This window comes from Pseudomonas sp. DCB_AW, assembly GCF_026240895.1.
Taxonomy (GTDB): domain Bacteria; phylum Pseudomonadota; class Gammaproteobacteria; order Pseudomonadales; family Pseudomonadaceae; genus Aquipseudomonas; species Aquipseudomonas kermanshahensis.
The window spans coordinates 1-21126 of the sequence record NZ_JAPFCE010000046.1 but is presented as its reverse complement, the minus strand read 5'-3'; the positions used below and the strand labels follow the sequence as shown (position 1 = coordinate 21126).

The 21126-nt window shown below is 65.2% G+C and carries 16 protein-coding genes; 1 reads left to right on the top strand and 15 read right to left on the bottom strand.

Annotation, left to right across the window (positions count from 1 at the left end; all coding sequences use genetic code 11):
- Positions 1-246 precede the first annotated feature (246 nt).
- The 12 genes from OO306_RS20570 to OO306_RS20515 form a co-directional block, all read right to left on the bottom strand.
- Complete coding sequence (locus OO306_RS20570) at positions 247-948, bottom strand: NAD(P)H-dependent oxidoreductase (protein ID WP_265969772.1); 702 nt, start codon at positions 946-948, stop codon at positions 247-249.
- A complete protein-coding gene (locus OO306_RS20565; RefSeq protein ID WP_265969771.1) occupies positions 945-2132 on the bottom strand; it encodes a pyridoxal phosphate-dependent aminotransferase in 1188 nt (395 codons plus the stop codon). Before OO306_RS20565 ends, OO306_RS20570 begins: the two co-directional genes overlap by 4 nt.
- A 22-nt stretch (positions 2133-2154) precedes the next feature.
- Positions 2155-3384 carry an alanine racemase gene (alr, locus tag OO306_RS20560; protein WP_265969770.1) on the bottom strand — a complete coding sequence of 410 codons (1230 nt, stop codon included), beginning with the start codon at positions 3382-3384 and terminating at the stop codon, positions 2155-2157.
- Between the two features lie 34 nt (positions 3385-3418).
- On the bottom strand, positions 3419-5026 hold the full coding sequence (locus tag OO306_RS20555; RefSeq protein WP_265969769.1) for a 5-guanidino-2-oxopentanoate decarboxylase: 1608 nt from the start codon (positions 5024-5026) through the stop codon (positions 3419-3421).
- Positions 5019-7136: an acetate--CoA ligase family protein gene (locus OO306_RS20550; RefSeq protein WP_265969768.1), complete on the bottom strand. Its 2118-nt coding sequence runs from the start codon at positions 7134-7136 to the stop codon at positions 5019-5021. Before OO306_RS20550 ends, OO306_RS20555 begins: the two co-directional genes overlap by 8 nt.
- Before the next feature lie 18 nt (positions 7137-7154).
- Positions 7155-8315, bottom strand: coding sequence for an acyl-CoA dehydrogenase family protein (locus OO306_RS20545; RefSeq protein ID WP_099453726.1), 1161 nt, complete (start codon positions 8313-8315; stop codon positions 7155-7157).
- A 27-nt stretch (positions 8316-8342) separates the two neighbouring features.
- On the bottom strand, positions 8343-9137 hold the full coding sequence (locus OO306_RS20540; RefSeq protein ID WP_265969767.1) for an enoyl-CoA hydratase/isomerase family protein: 795 nt from the start codon (positions 9135-9137) through the stop codon (positions 8343-8345).
- Between the two features lie 229 nt (positions 9138-9366).
- A complete protein-coding gene (locus OO306_RS20535; RefSeq protein WP_265969766.1) occupies positions 9367-10776 on the bottom strand; it encodes an amino acid permease in 1410 nt (469 codons plus the stop codon).
- A 196-nt stretch (positions 10777-10972) separates the two neighbouring features.
- Entirely contained in the window at positions 10973-13225 is a 2253-nt protein-coding gene (locus OO306_RS20530; RefSeq protein WP_265969765.1) for an ATP-binding protein, read from the bottom strand.
- The gene (locus OO306_RS20525) at positions 13222-13995 is read right to left on the bottom strand and encodes an ABC transporter substrate-binding protein (RefSeq protein WP_027593674.1); all 774 of its coding nucleotides are present in this window, start codon (positions 13993-13995) and stop codon (positions 13222-13224) included. Before OO306_RS20525 ends, OO306_RS20530 begins: the two co-directional genes overlap by 4 nt.
- Positions 13996-14000: 5 nt before the next feature.
- Positions 14001-14717, bottom strand: a complete 717-nt coding sequence (locus OO306_RS20520; protein WP_099428974.1) for a response regulator — start codon at positions 14715-14717, stop codon at positions 14001-14003.
- Positions 14718-14791: 74 nt separating this feature from the next.
- The gene (locus tag OO306_RS20515) at positions 14792-15436 is read right to left on the bottom strand and encodes a TetR family transcriptional regulator C-terminal domain-containing protein (RefSeq protein ID WP_027593676.1); all 645 of its coding nucleotides are present in this window, start codon (positions 15434-15436) and stop codon (positions 14792-14794) included.
- A gap of 130 nt (positions 15437-15566) precedes the next feature.
- On the opposite strand from OO306_RS20515, the gene OO306_RS20510 reads away from it, so the two are divergent.
- Positions 15567-16313, top strand: coding sequence for an enoyl-CoA hydratase (locus OO306_RS20510; protein ID WP_085273339.1), 747 nt, complete (start codon positions 15567-15569; stop codon positions 16311-16313).
- Positions 16314-16626: 313 nt separating this feature from the next.
- Here OO306_RS20510 and OO306_RS20505 read toward each other — a convergent pair whose 3' ends face one another.
- From OO306_RS20505 to OO306_RS20495, 3 genes are read right to left on the bottom strand one after another with little or no spacing between them, the layout of a single operon-like run.
- A complete protein-coding gene (locus OO306_RS20505) occupies positions 16627-17688 on the bottom strand; it encodes a lipocalin-like domain-containing protein (RefSeq protein ID WP_265969764.1) in 1062 nt (353 codons plus the stop codon).
- A complete protein-coding gene (locus tag OO306_RS20500; RefSeq protein WP_265969763.1) occupies positions 17678-20140 on the bottom strand; it encodes an FtsX-like permease family protein in 2463 nt (820 codons plus the stop codon). The genes OO306_RS20505 and OO306_RS20500 overlap by 11 nt, the downstream gene beginning before the upstream one ends.
- Positions 20137-20805 (bottom strand): ABC transporter ATP-binding protein, encoded by a 669-nt coding sequence (locus OO306_RS20495; protein ID WP_265969762.1) that lies wholly within the window; start codon positions 20803-20805, stop codon positions 20137-20139. The genes OO306_RS20500 and OO306_RS20495 overlap by 4 nt, the downstream gene beginning before the upstream one ends.
- Positions 20806-21126: the final 321 nt, after the last annotated feature.

Below are 21126 nucleotides of genomic sequence, written 5' to 3'. Positions count from 1 at the left end.
CTCCATCGTGTGACTGCTCCGGAACGAGCCGATGGGTTCACTATCGGGGGATTTGCTTGAGGGCAACATACCCCGAATGTGTGGGTGGTCGTTTTTGGGCAGATACTCATTGGTAGGTACTCATAGCCCTATCGCCGGCAAGCCGGCTCCCACAGGTATCGCACACAATCCAGAGTCGGTGCGGTAACTGTGGGAGCCGGCTTGCCGGCGATAGGGCCGGATCAATCGACTCAAACTCGGGTTGATTCACGCCAGCGGGTACAACGCCTCATCGAACTGCGCCAACCGCGGGAACACCAGCGGCTGATCATCCGCCAACTGCTCCAGGCGCTGCTGGTACTGCTGCAGAAAACCCTGGCGCGCTTCGTCGCTGATATACGGCACATGCCAGGCCACGAACGGCGGCAGCACGTCGAAGCCAACGTACGCCAGCGTCCCTCGCAGAATCGGCCGCAACATGTCCTCGAGCGGCCCATGGATAGCCCCTTCGCCAAACATGTGCTCACGCCCGCCAAGGGTCACCGTCACCAGTGCCTTCTTGCCGGCCAGCCCACCCTGGTCGTAGAAGCGCTTGCCGCCATAACAGACACCCGACACCAGCACCCGGTCGATCCAGCCCTTGAGCATGGCCGGCGCCGAGAACCAGAAGACTGGGAAGTTCAACACCAGCAAATCGGCCCATAACAGCTTGTCCAGCTCTTGCTGGATATCTGCGGCAATGGCGCCGCTCTTCACCCCCAGGCGCTGCTCTAGCGCATACACCAGGTACTCGGGGTTCTCCCGCGTGGCGAAATCGTCCGCACTGGCCACCGGGTTCCAGCCCATGGCATACAGGTCGCTGACCTTTACCGAGTGGCCCTGGGCGCGAAAGGTAGCCATCGCCTGGTCACGCAGGGCGGCGGTGAAGGATTGCGGCTCGGGGTGAGCATGGACGATCAGGACATTCACGACAGTTCTCCTTGCATCAGTTCACCCGCACACCGGGCAATGCGCTGGCACGCCTCGGCCAAGGCTTCGGCGCCTACCACCAACCCCAGGCGAATATGCCCGGCGGCGCTCGGGCCAAAGGCTTCTCCCGCCAGTACCGATACGCCTTCGCGGTCCAGCAGGCGGTCGGCGAAGGCCTGGGCACTGAGGCCGGTTTCGCGGATATCGACCATCACGAACATGCCACCGTCGGGTTTGAGCGCCTTGACGCCCGGGCAACCGGCCAGCTGTTCGCACACCAGGTCCCGGCGCTGGCGATAGGCTTCGCGCATCGCCTCAAGGGCGGGCAAGGGCTGATTCAAGGCCACCACGGCGGCGTCCTGGATAAAGTCCGGCGAGCCATAGAGCATGCACAGCGCCAAGTTCTCCAGGTGCGTGGCCAGCTCAGGCGAGCCCACCACCCAGCCCACCCGCCACCCGGTCATGGCATGGGATTTCGACAGGCTGTTGAGGGTCGCGGTGCGCTCGGCCATGCCGGGCAGGCTGCCCGGGCTGACATGCTCGCCTTCGTACAGCAGTTCGCTGTACACCTCGTCGGAGATCAGCCACAGGTCGTGGGCGATGCACAGCTCGGCCAACGCCTCCCAGGTCGAGCGTGGCAAGCTCGCGCCCGAGGGGTTGTGCGGGCTGTTCAAGGCCAGGGCGCGGGTGCGGGGGGTGATGCGCGCGGCCACGTCCTGCGGGCACACCCGAAAACCGTTCTCCGGCTTGACCGGCACCGGCACCACCGTGGCACCACAGGCACCGAACACCGCCTCGTAAGTGACGTACATCGGCTCGGCGACGATCACTTCATCACCCGGGTCGAGCACACACTGGGCCACGCAGAACAAAGCGCACTGGGCACCCGCCAGTACCGTGACCTGGTCAGCACTGACGGGCTGGCCGCTGCGCTGCCGGTGGCGATCGGCAATGGCCTGGCGCAGCGCGAGTTTGCCGCGTACATCGGCGTAATGGGTGTGGCCGGCACGCAGGCTGTCGATGGCCGCTTCAACGATGGGGGCCGGGGTGTCGAAGTCCGGGTCGCCCACCGACAGCAGCAGAACGTCCTTGCCCTCGGCCTGCATCGCCAGGGCGCGGTAGTGGATGTCCCAGGCGGCAGCACCGTCACCGGCGATGCGTTGGGTCAGCTTGGCATAGCGCATGGCAGTCTCCCTTCAAATGCGGTCAATCGACGAGAATCTTGGGGTTCGAGCTGCCCCACACGGTGTAGAGGTCGGCCAGTAATGCGCCGTTGATTTCCTCCATCTCACCCTGGGTAATCTCGCTACCGGCCTGTTTGCCGAACAGCACCACTTCGTTGCCGTTCTTGACGTCTGGGAAGTCGGTGACATCGACCATCAAGGTGTTCATCGATACCTTGCCCACCACCGGCACGCGGTGGCCGTTGATCAGCACATGGCCCTTGTTGGTGAACACCCGGCGGTAGCCATCGGAATAGCCGACGGTGATATTGGCCAGGCGCGAGTCGCGCGCCAGGGTGAAGGTGCGGTCATAGCCGACGGTGTTGCCAGCCGGGTAGCTGTGCACCGCCGCCACTCGCGACTTGAACTGCATGGCACGCTTGTACTCGGTACGCTCGGGCACGGTGTCGCCGAACAGCGCACCGCCGGTGCGGACCATGTCCAGGCGTGCTTCCGGTACCTCCAGGGTGGCGAACGAGTTGGCGGCGTGCAGGGTCAGTTGGCGGCGGTCGAGCTTGGCATGTTTGATCAACCAGTCGGCCTGCTCGTTGAACGCTGCCAAGCCCTTGCGCACGTCATCCTTGTCTTCAACGGCGAAGTGGGTCATCAACGCCACCAGCTTGAGGTGCTTCTGGTCGGTGATCTGCAGTGCCTCACCTCGCCCGCTCCAGCTGGCCATTTCCACGCCGTTACGGCTCATGCCGCTGGAGTTGAGCGCCAGGTGAATGCGCAAAGTCTTGCCATGGCGCTCGGCGATGGCATCGGCCTGGCGGGCGAACTCGGCGCTGCCGACCAGCTCTTCCATGTCGTATTGCAGGGCATCTTCCAGCTCGCTCAGGCTGGCCAGGCGTACCCGCACCAGTTGCCCGGTGAAGCCGCTGGCCCGCACCACACGGGCTTCCTCGTTGCTGGCGACCGCCACGCAAGGCACGCCAAGGGCGATCACCGACGGCATCACCAGGCCAATACCGTGGCCGTAGGCGTCTGCCTTGAGCACGGCGCACAGCTTGGACTTGCCACCCAGCTCCGCTTGCAGGGTGCGTATGTTGTGTTGCAAGGCACTGGCACTGATCTCGACCCAGGCGTTGCTGTTTTGCACGGTCAGCGCGTTGCTGCCGTTGTCCATCGACAGCGGCGGCGCGGCATACAGCGGGGCTTGGCCGGTGATCAGCAGGGCCAGGGAGGCAGCAAGGAGCGTACGGCGAAATTGCATGGTGGTTTCTCTTGTTATGGACGATGCGCTGCGGTCAGCAGACGCAGGTATGTTTGAGTTCGATAAAGGTCACGCCTGGCGTGGCGAAGCCGTCGGCCAGGTCAGCCTGCAAGGTATCCAGGTCACGTGGCTGACGCACCGCGCAGCCAAACGCACGGGCCAGGCCGATGAAATCGGGGTTGCGCGGCAGTACGCCGACCGGCTCGATATTCAGGCCGAGCATATCGTCGCGGATCTGGCCAAGGGCGTCATTGTTCCACAGCAATACCACCAACGGCCGGTCCAGTTCCTCTACAGCGGTGGCCAGCTCCTGGGCGGTGTAGAGAAAGCCGCCGTCGCCCACCAGCACCAGGCCGGGGCGATGGTCAGTGGCGAGCATGCCGCCGATACCCGCCGGCAAGCCATAGCCGAGGGTGCCGTAACCGGTGGGGTGCAACCAGCTGCGCGGCGCCCGGCTGGCAAAGGCGTAGTTGCCGGTGTAGGCCAGTTGGGTCATGTCGCTGCTGATGAAGGCGTCGTCTGGCAGCACCGCGTCGATGCGGTCGAGAATGGCCTGGTGGATGGCCTGCAACGGTGCGTGCCCGGTGCGAATGGCCTGGCGCAGGCCGGCCACCGCTTCGATGGCCTGGCAAGGGTCGCGCTCGACCTCGGGCAGGTGCGCCAGCAAACCGTCGAGGGTCTGTCGAGCATCGCCGTGCAAGGCCACCGCGCACGGGTAAAAATCGTTGAACTTGCGTGGGTCGATGTCGACTCGCAGCAACTCACCCGTGAGCGGCAGGCGCTCGCGCCAGAAGTCGGTATCGGCCATTTCGGTACCCACTGCCAACACCACATCGGCTTCGCTGATCATCTGCCAGCCCGGCGCGACGCACAGGCTAGAACCCGCATTCAATGGCGCCTCAGGCGACAGCAGGCCCTTCCCAGCGACGCTGGTGAATAGCGGTGCTGCCAAGCGGGTGCTCAACTGTTCGAGTTGCGCGGCGGCCTGCAGTGCGCCACCGCCGGCGATGATCATTGGCCGTTTCGCTGCGGCCAGTTTCAACGCGGCCTGCTCCAGCGTGCCCCGGTCGGGCTGGCCGCGCCCAGGGCGACGTACCACCGCGTCGCTCCAGTCGCGGGCAACCGGCGCGGCCAGCACGTCCAGCGGGACCGAGATGTGCACCGGGCGCGGGCGTTCGCTGTCGAATACTGCCCAGGCACGGGCAATCAGCTCGGGCAGGTCTTCAGCGCTCAGTGCCACGGCGGAGAACGCCGTGATCGGCGCGGTCATGGCGCGCTGGTCCTGGGTTTCGTGCAGGCAGCCCCAACCTTTGCCCAGGCTGGCGGTGTGGTTGACGCTGGATATCACCAGCAATGGGATCGAGTCGGCATAGGCCTGGCCGATGGCAGTGGCGGCATTGGTCACGCCTGGGCCGGTGATGACAAAACACACGCCCGGCCTGCCGCTGACCCGGGCGTAACCATCGGCCATGAAGCCCGCACCCTGCTCATGCCGCGTCAGCACATGGCGGATGCCACTGCCGGGCAAGCCGCGGTACAGCTCCAGGGTATGCACCCCTGGGATACCGAACACGGTATCCACCCCATAGTTGGCCAGCAGCCGTACCAGCGCCTGGCCGGCGGTCATCGAGTGCTCATTCATGCTGATCTCCTTGCGGCTGGCCGAGGCGGATCAGCGCATCGACCGCGGTGGTGCCGTGGGCACCGACCATCAATGGGTTCACATCCAGTTCCAGCAGCTGCCCGGCGTTTTCGCAGGCGTAGTCGGCCACCGCGCGGATCGCCGCCACCAGGGCATCCAGGTCGGCAGCCGGGCGACCCCGAAAACCCTGCAGCAGGCTGGCGCTGCGCAGGCCAAGCAGTGCTGCGCGAATGGCGCTGTCGGTGGTGGGCAGCAACAGGCTGACGCTGTCTTTAAGCAGCTCCACCAGCACACCGCCCGCCCCGATCACCAAGGCCAGGGCAAAGTCGTTTTCACGCTTGATGCCGACGATCAACTCGGCCAAGGGCGGCGGCGCCATGGGTTCGAGCAAGACCTGGTCGAACGGCACCCCCGGCGTATAGGCGTCGATGCGCTGGCGCATCTGCGCAAGGGCGGCCTGCAGCGCTGCGCCATCACGCAGGTTCAACGCCACCGCGCCGGCTTCGGTCTTGTGCGGCAACTGCGCACTGACCGCCTTGAGCACCAGCGGGTAGCCAACGCGGGTGGCATCGTTTAGCGCGTGCTCCGGGGTACTCAGCACCCCGCCCGGCACCGGCAGGCCAAACGCACTCAGGGCCTGTTTGGACTGCCATTCGTCCAGCAGGCGGCTTTCACCTGCGAGGGGCCGTGGGCACAGCGGCACCTGCGCCGCCTCGCCCTGTTCCAGCAGCCGCTGGCGGTTGCGCTGATAGGCCACGATCCGCCCCCACGCTGCCAGGCCATCTTCCACGCCTTGCAGCGCGGCGATGCCATGGGCATGCAGGCGCTCACGGGCCGAGGCTGGCAACAGCTCGGGGAACGCCGAGGTGACGAAGCCGATCTTGCCGTGGCGCGCCAGGGCGTCGCAGTAAAGCGCCAGCAATAGGTCGCATTCCTTGCGCTCACCGGTGAACGCTGCGGGGTAGTCGAGCACCAGCATGGCGGCATCGGTGTCAGCGCCCAGGGTGCTGTCGAGCATCTGTTGCAGGGCCACTTCATCGCCCCAGATCGCTGTTGTGAAGTCCAGCGGATTGACCAGGTTGGCGTAGGCCGGAAGTACCTCGGCCAGTGCCCTCACCTGCCCTGGCGCCAGCGCGGGCAGGCGCAACTGGTTGCGCTCGGCGTAGTCGGCGATCAAGCCCGCATCGCCGCCCGAACAGGCCAGGGCGATCAGCCGGTCGCCGGCCGGCAAACGGCCACAGGCGGCAGCCTTGAGGGTCTCGACGAAGCTCACCGGGCCACTCACGCGGATCACACCCAGGCGCTGGAATAGGCTGTCGTACAGGGCATCGGAGCCTGACAGCGAACTGGTGTGGCTGAGCGCCAGTTCAGCGCCGATCTGCGACACGCCGGTTTTCAGGGCAATGATCGGGGTGCCCTGTTGCAGTGCCTTGTAGGCGGCGCGGGCAAAGCCCGGCACGTTTTTCAGGCCCTCGAGGTGCAAGCCGATAGCAGTCACCCGTGGGTCGTCGAGCAGCACGTCCATCAACTCGGCCACGCCCAACTGCGCCTGGTTGCCGACCGATGCCATGTAGGCCACCGGCAGCGAGCGGTCGCTCATGGACAGGTTGTAGGCAAAATTGCCGCTCTGGGTCAGGATCGCCACGCCCTGCTCCACCTGCTTGCCGCCATGGGCCACCGGCCATAGGGCCGCGCCGTGCAAGTAGTCGAGCAGGCCATAGCAGTTGGGGCCAAGCAAGGCCATGCTGCCGGCGGCCTCAAGCAGGCGCTGCTGCAACAGGCGGCCTTGTTCACCGCTTTCGGCGAAGCCCGAGGCGTAGCAGATGGCGCCACCGGCACCGATGGCGGCCAGTTCCGCGACACACTGCAGGGTCAGTTCACGGTGGGTGGCGATGAACACCGCGTCTGGGGCGCATGGCAGGTCTGCTACCTGCGCCACGCAGGGGATGCCCTCCAGGCTCGCGTGTTGCGGGTTGACCAGCCACAGCGGGCCGGCAAAGCCACCTTCGGCACAGCGCTTGAGGGCACGGGCCATGCTGCGCCCGCCCACGAAGGCCAGGTGCCGTGGGGCCAGCAGGCGCTTGAGGTTGTCACGATTGGAATGCGACATGCTGAGTCTCCAGGTCGATCAGCGCAGCAACGGGCGCAGCAGCTCACGGGAAATGATGTGCCGCTGGATTTCCGACGTGCCCTCCCAGATCCGCTCGATGCGGGCGTTGCGCCAGATGCGCTCGACCGGCCCCTCATCCATCAGGCCCATGCCGCCAAAAATCTGCACGGCTTCGTCAGCGACCTTGCCCAGCACTTCGCTGGCAAACAGCTTGGCCATGCCCGCCTCGCCATCGGTCATGCTGCCCTGGTCCATCTTCCAGGCGGTGTGCAGGGTGAGCAGTTCGGCGGCGCGGATCTGCGTGGCCATGTCCGCCAGCTTGAACGACACACCCTGGTAGCTGCCGATGGGCTGGCCAAATTGCTTGCGGTCAGCGGCCCACTGCAGCGATGCGTCCAGTGCTCGCTGGGCCTGGCCGACGCAGTTGGCGGCAACCATCACCCGGCCAGCGGTAAGCCAGGCGTTGGCCACCTCCCAGCCTTTGCCGACTTCGCCCAGCACGTTGCTGGCTGGCACCCGGCAGTCGTCGAAGAACAGCTCGTAGGTGTGGTAGCCGCGGTTGCTCACGCACTTGGGCCCGCGGCGGATGGTCATGCCGGGGGTGTCCCGGTCGACCAGCAAGGCGGTGACCGCATTGCGTTTGCGCCCGTTGTGCTCGTAGGTGTCGGTCACCGCGAAGACGATGGCGAAGTCGGCATGCCCGGCGTGGCTGATGAAGTGTTTGCTGCCGTTGATCACGAAGTCATCGCCCTGGCGCACGGCGCGGGTCTTGATGGCGTTGGCGTCAGAGCCCGCGCCAGGCTCGGTAAGGGCGAAGCAATCGGTCTTTTCGCCCTGCACGCACGGCAGCAGGTAGTCGGTGATCTGCTGGTCCTTGCAGGCCATGAGAATCTTCGACGGGCGTGCGACAAACACGTGCAGCGCCCAGGAAACCTTGGACAACTCGCGCTCGATCAGCGCTTGGGACAGGTAATCGAGGCCACCGCCGCCGACTTCTTCAGGCATGTTGAAGGCATAGAACCCGGCGGCGATGGCCTTGCCGCGGATCTGCGCAGCCAGTTCCGGCGACACCGCGTCGGCACGGTCTACCGCTTCTTCATGGGGCAGCAGTTCCTTGGCCACGAAGCTGCGTACCGCATCCACCAACATTTCTTGTTCTTGGGTCAGTTGGAAATTCATCTGCGAAGGTCCTGAAGAGGTAACGGGTTATTGGCCGACGAAGTGTGCTGGGCGCCGTTCTACCGAGGCCTTGAGCGCCTCGGCGCCGTCCTGGCTGCGCCCGCATAGCAAGCCGGCCTGGCGCTCGGCTTCGAGTTGCTCGGCCAGGGTGCGCTGGGCGCCTTCGCGGATCAGCCGCTTGGTCTGCGCGTAGGCGAAGGTCGGGCCGTTGGCCAGGCGGCCCGCCAGTTCAGCGGCCACCGCAGGCAATTGCTCGTCGGCGCAGACCTCGCTCACCAGCCCTGCCGCCAAGGCCCGTTCGGCGCCCCACAGTTCGTCGAGGAACAACAGGCGTTTGGCCTGCTCGCTGCCAATCAGCCGTGGCAGGTGCCAGCTGGCGCCGGCATCGGGGCTGTAGGCCATGCTGGTGTATCCGGCTTTGAAGCGTGCCGAGGCAGCAGCGATGCGCAGGTCGCAGCACAGGCTCAGGTCCATGCCGCCGCCGACGGCGGTGCCGTTGATGGCGGCCAGGGTCGGTTTGTCGAGGCTGTGCAGGCGCAGCATCAGGGCGTGGGCGGTCTCGGTCCAGCCGTAGCTTTCCAGTGCCCCACGGGCCTCGGCCTCGGCCCATTCCGCCAGGTCGGCACCGGCACAGAAACTGCGCCCGCTGCCGGTCAGCACCACCACACGGACGGCGGGGTCGCTGTTGCAGGTGTCGAGCAGGGCATGCAGTTGCTTGAGGCTGGGAATGTCCAGTGCGTTGCGCTGCTCGGGGCGGTTGAGGGTGAGCCAGGCAACGCCGGCTTCGACCTTGCTCAACACTGACGATGACGGGGTGGTCATGGGAGGCCTCGCTGTTGTTATTGGGGTGGAGGACGTGATGAAGGTGATACTAAACGAGTGTTCAACAAGGCGGGATGGGTTGTTACAACTTTGCACAACTCGGATCACAACCCTTGCGCTTCCCTTGTAGAAGCAGCCTTGTGCTGCGAAGAGGCCAGTGCAGGCTCAAAACAATGTTGATGCCTGCACCGGCCTCTTCGCAGCACAAGGCTGCCCCCAACAAGCGGCTTCAAACGCCAGGCGCACTCGGCGCAAAGGACCCTTGCCGCCGGCGATTCATCCCGTAATACGCCGCATAGCACAGGGCAATGAAACCAAAGCCCCAGTACAACGACGGCCGCTGGGTCTCATCGATGGCCAGAAACACGAACAGCGAACAGCACAGGGTGATGCACAGCAGCGGCACCAAGGGGTAAAGCGGCGCCTTGTACTTGAGGTCCTGCAGTTGCCCGCCATCACGCAGGTACGCCTTGCGGAACCGGTACTGCGCCAGGGCGATGACGATCCAGGTCACAGTGCCCGACATGCCGCTCACGGCCATCAACACCATGAACAAGGTGTCGGCAGCCACGAAGCTGGTCATCAGTGACACCAGGGCAAAGCACAGGGTGATGCTCAGGGCACGCAGTGGCACGCCGCGCTTGCTCAGCGGCGACAGGCTCTTGGGTGCCATGCCGCTCTTGGACATGGCCCAGAGGATGCGCGTGGAGGCATACAGCCCGGAGTTACCCACCGACAGGATGGCGGTGAGGATGACGAAGTTCATCAGGTCGGCCGCATAGGGAATGCCGACCATGTCGAACACCTGCACGAACGGGCTTTCCATCAACCCGGCCTGCTCGAACGGCACGATGGCCGACAGCACGGCAATCGCCAGCACGTAGAAGATCAGCACGCGGAACACCACGTTGCGCACGGCCCGGGGGATGCTCTTTTCCGGGTGCTCGGTCTCACCGGCCGCCACGCCCATGATTTCGCAGCCCTGGAAGGCATACACCACGGTCATCATCACCGCGAACACCGCCGACAGGCCATGGGGGAACAGCGACTCGCCCACCAAGTTGTTCAGCATCGGAGCCGGCGCCCCGTTGTTCAGCGGGATGGCGCCGAAGATCACCAGCAGGCCGACCACGATAAAGCCGAGGATGGTCGCCACCTTGATCCCCGAGAACCAGTATTCCGCCTCGCCAAAGGCCCGTGTGGCCAGGGCATTGAGGCCGAACAGCACGACCACGAACAACGCCGACCAATACCAGATTGGCACCTCGGGGAACCAGCGGGTCATCAGCATGCCCGCAGCGGTGAACTCCAGGCCCACCGTGGTGGCCCAACTCATCCAGTACACCCAGCCAATCATGAAGCCCGTGGCTGGGCCGATGAACTTGGTGGCATGGGCCTGGAACGAACCGGAAACCGGCATCTGCACCGACAGCTCGCCCAGGCAGACCATCACCAGGTACATCAACAGCCCCGCCACCAGGTAGGCCAGGATCGCCCCCACCGGCCCGCCCTGGTTGATGGTGACGCCCGAGCCCATGAACAGGCCGGTGCCGATCACGCCGCCCAGCGACAGCATGAAGATGTGCCGGCTTTTCAGCGCGCGGGTCAGTTGGATTTTTCCTTCGTGGGTGTCAGTCATGGTTCACCCCGCTGTAACAGGGGGTGCAAAACGATTGTTCAAGGAGGGGCTGAGCGCTACGGCATGTCATTATTGTTATCTCCAATAAGCCTCATGGACCGCGTGCAACACGGTTGCCATCGATTATTGGAAACGGATGTAAGGTGCCGTTGTACGAACCGATCAAAGATGTAAAAAGTCGTAAGTTTTTTGTACGTCAGCTCTGGATCAACTGTTTCAGGGTGGTGCGGGCCTGTTCCAGCTCTGCCGCTAGTGGCTCGCTGAGCGCCAGCAGCGCCTGTTCATCTTGGCCTTGGGCGGCGTCTTCGAGGCGGCGCAACAGGCCAGCCAGGCCAGCAAAGCCGAGGGAATCGCAACTGCCCGCCAGGCGGTGCGCCAAGTGCGACACTGCAGCGCAGTCGCGTGCCTGCAAGGCTTCGGCCAGCGCCGTGGCGTGCTGCTCGATCGACTGGCGCAGCACTGCCAGCAGCGCCTGCAACTTCTGCTCGCCCAGCAAGCTGCGGTGGGTTTGCAGCAGTGACCAGTCCATGCCCGAGCCAGGTGCAGCCACCGGGGCAGGCGCAACCTCGGCCAGGGCCTGGCGCAGGTGCTCCAGGCGCAGCGGTTTGGCCAGCACCCCCTGCATGCCTGCGGCCAGGTAATCGGGAACTTGCGCCGGTTGCACCCCGGCAGTCAGCGCCAGGATCCGGCTGCCACGGTTTGGCCCTGGGGTGGCGCGGATGCGCCGGCACAACTCAACCCCGCTCAAACCGGGCAAGTGCACATCCAGCAGGATCAGGTCGAAGCGCTGCTGGGCACAGGCTTGCAGGGCTTGCTCGGCATCCTCGGCAAAGCACACCTGGTGGCCATCGCGTACCAGCAACCCACCCGCCACCTCACGGTTCAACGCCACGTCCTCGACCACCAGGATACTCAGGCTGGCCGACGCCGAGCAGGCCGGCTCATGGGCAACGGCAGGCTGCCCACGCGCCATGTCGAGCTCGAACCAGAAGCAACTGCCCTGCCCCGGTACGCTGTTCAGGCCGATGCAACCACCCAGCTTTTCCACCAAGTGCTTGCAGATCGCCAAGCCCAGGCCAGTGCCACCATAGCGCCGGGCCACCGCTTCGCTGGCCTGCACGAAACGGTCAAAAATCTTCGCCTGCATGGCCGGTTCGATGCCAATGCCATTGTCACTGACCGACACGCGCAGGCGCTGCCCGTTCTGATCGCTGGCCAGCACCTGCACCCTGAGTTCGACCTGGCCGTGCGCGGTGAACTTGATGGCGTTGGCCAGCAGGTTGCTCAGTACCTGGCGCAGGTACTGCTCGGCGCCATGCTGATGCGCCGCCAGTTGCTCATCGACCTCCACGTGCAGGGTGTCGCCGCGTTCCAAGGCCATTGGTTCGAGCAATGCCAGCACCTCCGTGCACAACTGGCGCAGTGAGAAACCGAGCATTTCGGCCTGGCTCTCGCCCTCTTCGAGACGGGCAAAGCAAAGCACCTCGTTAAGAATGGCCAACAGCCCTTCGCCCGCCTTGTACAAAGCCTGTAGGCGTTGCCGGTCGAGCGCATCGAGCCTGGCGCCACGTAGCAGTTCGGCCATGCCGAGGATGCCATTGAGCGGCGTGCGCAGCTCATGGCTCATGGTCGCCAAAAAGCGTGACTTGGCCAGGTTGGCGGCTTCGGCCTCATCCTTGGCCCGGGCCAGGCTCGCGGTGCGCCGCTCGACCATGGCCTGCAGCTCGTCACGTTTGTCCTGCAGGGCCACGCGGTCAAGCTCGCGGCGCTCGATGTCGCTGAGGATGGCCCGGCGCATGTCGTCCAGTGCATGCGCCACGGTGTCGATCTCATCGGCATGCGCCGAACGGCGGCGATCCAGGCGCAGCGGCTCCTGCCAGTGCCCGGCCCCGATCCGCCGGGCAAACTCGGCCATGACTTGCAAATGGCGCGTCACCAGGCGGTAGAACAAGCCAGACAACGCGACCGCCAGGCCACACAGAAACACCCCCATCCACAACAGGCTGGCCAGGCCCGTGGCATACAGCCGCCGGTGCACCGCACCCAGGTCGATGCTCACCTCCAGCTCGCCAAGGTGCCGTGCCGGCCCCGACGGTGGCTGGTAATCCAGCGGGAAACGCTCGATGCGCAGTGGCCCCTTAGGCTCGGCTTCACCGCGCAACAGGGTGAAGTCATCGCTGAGCAGGCGTACCCGCGCCACATCTGAAAAGTCCACCAGGCCACGCAATTGAACATCCAGTTGCGCTTCGTCGAGGTCCCACAAGCTGCGCTCCAGGCTGGCCAGGTAACCCGCGCGGATCAACGCCATGCGCGCCTCGATGTCGCGCATCTCGCGGCGGTACTCGAAATACAGCTGCACGGAACTGGCCAGCACCGTGAAGCACAGGCTGAACAGCAGGATAAACAGCAGCAGGCGGCGCAACAGGCCGTCGGTGCGCAGGCGGATCATCGGGCATCCGCCGGCAGGTTGATCATGTCGCGGTAGGTCACTTCGCTCTGCTCCAGCCAGCGGTCGATCTCGCCAGCTTCGTGCATGCGCCGCAACTGGTGGTCGATCTCGTCCATGTGCTGGCTCAGGGAGGACTGGCGCGACACCGCCACGCGCAGGTAGTCCACGCTCAGCGCGGCCGGCAAGGCGCGGATGTCTTCGGCGCCGGGCAGGTGCTCGATGAACAGCTCGCCAGTACGCCGCTCCTGAATCACGAAGTCGATGCGCCCACGGATCAGCTTGCCGAAGTTCTGCTGGCTGGACGACACCCGCTCGATGTTCTGGTGGCGCGCGACAAAACGGTCGAAGTCGGCGCCGTAGCTTTCACCGTAGAGCAAGCCGCCACGGTACCCGGCCAAGTCTTCCAGGTGCTGAAACTGCACGGGCCGGCGGCGATTGAAAAACACCGCCACCTCTTCACGTATCACCGGTACCGACGAAAAACGCATGCCTTGGTCACGTTGGTCGCTGTCGTAGGCGAGCACCACGTCCACCCGCCCGGCGGCAGCGTCCATCAGGCAGCGCTTCCAATTGCCCAGCACCACGGTTTGCACCTCTCGGCCCATGCGCGCAAACAGCTCCCGCACCACCGTCGGCGCCAGGCCGCGCACCTGGTGGCCATCGCTCCAGGAAATCGGCGGGTACACGGGGTAGTCGCAGTAGCGCACCGGCTCAGCCGCCGCTGCTGGCAAGCCTGGTACCAGCACCGCCAGCGCCAGCAGGCGGCGCAGGGTGCTCACGCGGCCACGCTGGCGGTGAACAGGTAGCCGGTGCCATGAATGGTGATGATCAGTTGCGGCTCGGCCGGGTCGTCATGCAGCTTGCGGCGCAGGCGGCCGACCAGCACGTCGATGGAGCGGTCGTTGGGTACCCACTCACGGTTGCGGATCTGGTCCATCAACTGGTCGCGGCTCAGGGTGTGGCCGCTGTTGCGCAGGAAGACGCTGAGCAGTTGGAACTCGCCATGGGTCAGCAGCGTTTGCCCGCCACGCGGGTCGATCAGGCGTCGACGGTCAGTGTCCAGTGCCCAGTCGGCAAATTGCTTGAGCGACTGCGCGCAGGCGGGCGCCGGGTGCACCTCGCGGGCATGGCGTACGCGGCGAATCAGGTTCTTGGCGCGGGACACCAGCTCGCGGGGGTTGAGCGGTTTCATGATGTAGTCGTCGGCGCCGCACTCCAGGCCGACGATGCGGTCGATGTCGTCATTGCGCCCGGTGATGAGGATGATGCCGACTTCCGAGCGCACCCGCAGCTCGCGGGTCAGGGTCAGGCCGTCCTTGCCGGGCAGGCGAATGTCCAGCAGCACCAGGTCGACGTCCTGGCTGCCGAGCAATGCCTCGGCCTTTTCTGCGGTGTCGGCGCAGTGCACGTCATAGCCTTCCTGGGACAGATAGGCCTGCAGCAAGTCACGAATAAGCGGATCGTCATCGACGATCAATACCCGAGGCGTCATTGCGTGAAGTCTCTTTTTTTATTGGTTTGTTCTACACACTCGCGACAGCAGCCTACTCGTTACTGAACAGGCGATCAACAGCCCTTGGGCAGGCTGAAGCGTTGCCGACCACCGGCCTGCAAGCCATCCACCCAGGCCTCGCAGATCTGCACGCCCTGGGCCGGCGTAAAGGTGCCCGGGTTGAGGCCCGACTCCAGCCACAAGCCATCGAGCAACGCGCTCAGGCTGATCGCCGCCAGGTCGGCGTCAAAGCCCTGCCAGCCCTCTTCCACCGCCAGCGTGGCGAGCAGCCGGCTCAACTCGTTGCGGTACTCACCGTAGGAATGGTCGTGCACCTGGTTGATCGCATCGGCGGTCTTCACCGCGCCCCAGAACGCCAGCCAGGCATCGAGCAGTTGCGGGTCGAGCAGTTCGGCGCAAAACGAGGCACGGAAGAACGCCGACAGCCGTTCGCGGGCCGTGGGCGCGGCCTGGGCCATGGCTTCGCGCAGCAGGCCCATGACCCGCCCAGTGACCGCCATGTAAGCTTCGGCCACCAGTTCGTCCTTGCCCGCGTAATGGTGGCTGATCAACCCCACCGAAACCCCCGCCTCGGCGGAAATCTTGCGGATCGAAGCCCCCTGAAAACCATGGCGTTTGAGGCACACCAAGGTCGCCTCGACCAGGTTGGCTTTGCGCAATTCCGGCAGCATGCGGTGGTAGCGGGCTTCCTGGCTCATCGGCGATTCTCGGGCAGTAGACTGGGCTGAACGACTGTACAGCAAGCCGAGCGCCATGATAAACCCTACTGGCCAATGCCCGGTGTGCACCCTGTTGCCGGGCCTGACCACAACAACAAAAGCGGCTGCCATGAACGACCTGATCACACGCGACCTGGACCAGGGCCTGCTGACCCTGACCTTCAACCGCCCAGACAAGCTCAATGCCCTGAACATCGCCATGTACCGCCAGTTTGGCGACCTGCTGCTGGCGGCGGGCGAAGACCCGCACGTTGATGCGGTGCTGATCACGGGCGGCCCCCACTGCTTCAGCGCCGGCAATGACCTGCGCGATTTCCTCGACAACCCGCCCAGCGACAGGGACAGCCCGGTGTTCCGCCTGATGCGCATTGTGATGGGCCTGGATAAACCCCTGATCGCTGCCGTCAGTGGCGCGGCGATCGGCATCGGCGCCACCCTGCTGCTGCATTGCGACCAGGTGCTGGTCAGCCGCACGGCCAAGCTGCGCATGCCGTTTGCGCCGCTGGGGGTATGCCCGGAGTTCGGCTCCAGCCTGCTGCTGCCGCGCATGCTCGGGCACGCCCGCGCCGCCCGCTTGCTGATGGGCAACGCGTTGCTTGAGGGTGAGCAGGCGGTAGCCTGGGGCTTGGCCAGTGAGCTGCATGAAGATGGCGAACAGTGCTTGGCGGCCGCCCGGCAACTGGCGCGGCGGCTGCAAAGTTACCCGCAAGAGGCGCTGCGTATTAGCAAGCGCCTGCTCAAGGATGGGGGGCGCGCGGAGCTGGAGGCCACTGTGGAGCGGGAGAGCCAGTTGTTTATCGAATGCCTGCGTACGCCTGAGGCCAAGGCGGCGTTGCGGGGGTTGATCAAGGGTTGAGGTGATCGGGTTGAGGTTTGCGGCGCTGTCGAGATCGAGCGCCGCCCGCGCGGCGCATCGCGAGCAACGCTCGCTCCTACGTTTGTTTCGGGCCAATTTTTCCTGGGGCAAACGCGCGCGACCGTCTTGGTGCATGGCGCGATATTACGTCGGACCAACAAGGCGGTCGCGCGCAAATTGCACAGGCGAAACTGGCCCGAAACAAACGTAGGAGCGAGCGTTGCTCGCGATGCGCCGCGCGGGCGGCGCTCGATCTCACAGGCGCCACACCCCCATCGCCATACACCTGGCAGCCTCACACCCCTGCATGCCCCTAATACCCCGTCATCTCCAGATAACCCCGCCCGCCCGCACTCCCCTGCAACCTCACCGGCCCCTCCCAGTAAGGAAACCGGGTGTTCATCCAGGCACGCGGCTCGACGGCATCAACCTGCACATCCACGCCGTACGCCAGCACCCGCACTCGCCAACGTGTCGGCACCTCCTTGCCGTTTTCCTGCCGCGTCCAGGCCAACGCCTGAAGCTGAATCTGATCGCCTCGCAGCGCTACCACCTCGCCCTGAGCACTGACCCAGGTCCCCGCCCGATATGGCAAACCCTTGGCCTCGCGCACCTGAAACAGCATCAGCTTCGCGCCGCTGTCCAGGTGCAGTGAAAACCAGTCCCAGCCCGTTTGCCCGGCCGCCAGCGGCTGGCTGCTCCACTCCCGGTCCAACCAGGCCTGCCCGGTGACCGCAATGCATAGGCCATCGCGCTCCACCTCGCCGCTGACGCGGTAGAACGGCTGGCTGTAGTAATACGACGCTTGCCCCTTGCCCGACTTTTCGCTGTAGCCCTGGCTGCCGTGCAGCACCAGCGGCCTGTCACTGCGCAGGCTCAGGTTGTAGCCAAAGCCTTGTCCGGAAGCCTTCATGTGCAACCCTGCAATGCCCTCCCCCCCCTGCAGTGACCAGTCATTGATCCAGGCCCGGAACGGCTGGACTTCGACGCCTGCCTGCCCGATACCGCCACGCGCCAGGGTCTCGCCAGCGCGATGCCCACCCGGCCCAGTCAGGGCCGCATGCCCCATCCACAGGTTCGGGCTGTTCCAGTCGGCCGTTTCCGCCCCTGGGCGCAAGGCCGAACGGAACAGCGTCCACTGCGCGCCCCAGTCCCGCCCTTGGGCGTCTTCAAGGTTGGCGGTGACATACCACCATTCGATGCGAAACCCCTCATGGGCACCGTGATCACGCGGGAACACCAAGGGGTGATCGCGGGTCACCTGGCTGAACCCACTGGCCTGCTCGCCCAACCCGGCAAAACTCTGCGGCGCTGGCGCAGGCTGGTCGCAGCCGCTCAGCAGCGCGCACAGCACGACACAGGCTTTAACGTTCATCGGCAAACTGCCTCAACAGATCGCTGGGCTGTCGCCGCGCCAGTTGCCACAGCGGCCAGGCACTGGCCAGCAGGCTGGTGAGGATTCCCAGCACCGCCAGTTGCACCAATTGCCCAGGAAACACATACAGCGGCAACCGCCAGCCAAATGCCTGCACGTTCACCACCGCCACCAGGCACCAGGCCAACACGACACCGACAGGGACCGCCAGCAGCACGGTGAGGCTGCTCAGCATGAGCGTCTGGCCCAGGGTCAGCCAAACCAGTTGCGTGCGCCGCACACCCAATGCCCAAAGCGGCGCCAGCTGGCCCAGGCGGCTTTGGCTCAGGGTCAGCAGGTTGATGAACATGGCCACGCCGGCGACACCCAGTGTCAGGCTGTTGAGGGCGGCGGTGGCGGCAAAGGTGCGGTTGAACACTTCGGTCGACCAGCGCTTCAGGCGCGATTGCTCGACCACCCGGCTGTCGTCCAGGGCAAAGCGCTGCTGCAACGCAGCTTTGAGGGGTGCCAGGTGCGTGGGCGCGACATCCACGCTCAGGCCGGTCAATGTCGCCTGCGGCCAATGCCTGCGCAGCCAGTCGGCATTGACCAGCACATGGCCCTTGGGGTTGCCATAGTCGGCGTACACCCCCACAACCGTCATGGGCGGCGCAGCGTCGGCCGCCAGCATCAAAGTGTCGCCCACCGCCAGCCCTAGGCGGCGGGCCAATTGTTCACTGAGCATCACCGCCTTGCCCGCCGCCAACTGCTGCCAGGCCTGCGCGTGCTGGTCCAGCAGCGGCCAGCGGTCGCGGTAGGCCGGGTGGTCGATAACCCCCTGCACCTGCACCGGCCAACCCTTAAGGTGCGTTTCCACACGCCAGCCTGGCAGCACCGCCGTGGCCGCAGGTTGCTGCTTGAGCCACTCACTGATCTGCAGGCCCTGCGCAGTGTCCCGAGGCGTCACGTAAAGGTCGGCGGACAAACGCGCATCGAGCCAGCCGATGAAGGTCTTGCGAAAGCCCTCGGTCATGCTGCCCACGCCAACACTGGCGGCCAGTGCCAGCAACAAGGCCATCAGCGCCAGGCTCAACCCGGGTAATTGCTGGCGGCTGTCAGCGACGAACCACTGCGACAGCGGCCGTCGGCGCCCACGCGCAGCCCAGGCCAGCACGCCGTCGAGCAAGGGCGGTAACAGCAACGCCGAGGCCAGCAACAACGCCGCCAGCAAGGCGAAAGCGCTGGCCAAGCCCTGGCCCAGTTGCCAACAGCCAAGCGCCACCAGCAGCAACAGCAGTGCCACCCACGTCTGGCGCCGCAACCAACGGCCTTGCGCCAAGCGCCAGGCCTGGGGTTGAGCCAGCGCCAACAGGGGCAGGCGCGCCGCCTGCAAAACACTGCTCAGCCCCGCCAACAAGGCCCCGAGCACACTCACCAGCACCCCAGCCAACCACCACCCTGCCGGCAGGTGCAACACGCTGGCGACTTGGGCGCCATACAAGCCACGCAAACTCGCGGCAACGTCTGGCAACAGCAACGCGGCCAGCCCATAGCCGCCCGCCACCCCGGCCAGCCCGCCCAGCACCGCGAACAGGCCCAGCTCCAGCGCCAGGCCGAGCAACAGGCAATGCAAACTGACGCCACAGGCCCGCAGGCTTCTGATCAAGCCACGGCGCTGCTCCAGTGCCAGGCCAATGGCGGCGTGGGCGATGAACAGCCCGACCACGAAGGCCAGCAAGCCGAGGGCGGTGAGGTTCAGGTGAAAGCTCTCAGTCAGGCGTTGCAGGCCACCGTCATCACTCGGTGTTTGCAGTTCGAGCCGCGCAGCGATGGCTGCGGGCAAGGGCGCCGAAGGCCCTGTCAGTAGAAGCCGCGACAGCTGTCCGGGTGCCTGCAGCAAGGCCTGCGCATGGCCGATATCGACCACGATCACCCCGGGCGCCAACTCCGGCTTGAGCACAAAGGGTGGCAGCCGCTGCCCTTCGCTGCTGACGGCCACGTCGCTAACGGTTTTGCCCAGTTGGCGCAAGGTGTCCGGCCCTACCCAGGCCTGCCCCGGCGTGCCGATAAAGGCTTGCAGGTCGAAATCGGCCACCCGCACACCGGCCACGGCGGTGGAAACTGGCAAGCTCAATGGCTCGACGCCAATCAGCCGGACAGTCACCGGCTGCTCGCCAGAAAACCGCAGCCGCCCCTCCAGTACCGGGGCAACCGGCCAGCCCAACTGGCGCAATTGCACATACAGCGCCTGCTCGAAGCGTTCGCCGTCACGCGGCACCAGTTGCGCCTGCATCGGTGCCGCTAGTACTGCACTGGCGCGGGCGTAGTCGCTGCGCGCCTGGCTGTTGAGTGCCTGGACGCCGGTCCATAACGCAGTGGCCAGCCACAACCCGGTAAAGATGCTAAGGCACTGCACGCGATGGCGCCGCCAATGGCTCAACAGCGCCTGCAGGGTCAGCAGCAATGGGCTCATAGGCCGTGCTCGGCGCGCACACGGCCCGCCTGCAGGTAGCAACTGTGCGCTAGCCGCGCCGCCAGGCGCTGGCTGTGGGTCACCATCAGGACACTGCTGCCGGCCTCGGCGACCAGTTGCAAAAACAGGCCTAACACCTCATCGCTGCTGGCTTCGTCAAGGCTGCCGGTCGGCTCGTCTGCCAACACCCAGGCGGGGCGACCGGCCAGGGCGCGGCCAATGGCGACCCGCTGTTGCTGGCCGCCAGATAGCTGTTCCGGGTAGCGCGTCAATAACGCAGCCAGCCCCAGGCGCTCTGCCAAATACGCCAGCCAGTGCGGGTCATGCCGGTTGGCAAGCTGGGCTTGAAACGCAAGGTTGGCCGCCACGTCCAGGCTGCTGATCAGGTTGTACTGCTGAAACACCAGGCCAATGCCGTCCCGGCGCCACCGCGCCAGTGCCGACTCCGAACGGCCATCGAGTGGTTCGTCATCAATCAGGATGCGCCCGCTGTCGGCCCGGTCCAGGCCGGCAATCAAATGCAACAAGGTGCTCTTGCCACTCCCCGACTCCCCCATCAGCGCCAGGCTGCTGCCGCGCGCCAGGCGCAGGTCGATGCCCTGCAGCACAGGCAGCGGGCCTTGGGGTGTGATGAATGACTTGTGCAGTTGCTCGACGACCAGCATCGGGGGACTGTCCTCTTTGCGCGTTGTATCCCATAGGCATAGCAGGTCACGGCTGTGCAAGGGTTACCAGGACGTCATGTTGATCACTACGTCGAGTGGGACCTTGATATTCGGCAACCCCTAATTGACTTCACTTAACAGCCCCCTGTGCCCAAAGCGCAGCGAGCACGGCTTTGCTCAGAAACATACAAGATCCGCATTTAGCGAAACTTCCTACAACTCTTTAGGAAGCCATTACGGCGACGAGGAATGGATTCCCCGTTACGGTCTTTGGGTGCACTTATGCCCCGCATTCTACAACGCGTCCGGCCCGATAAACCT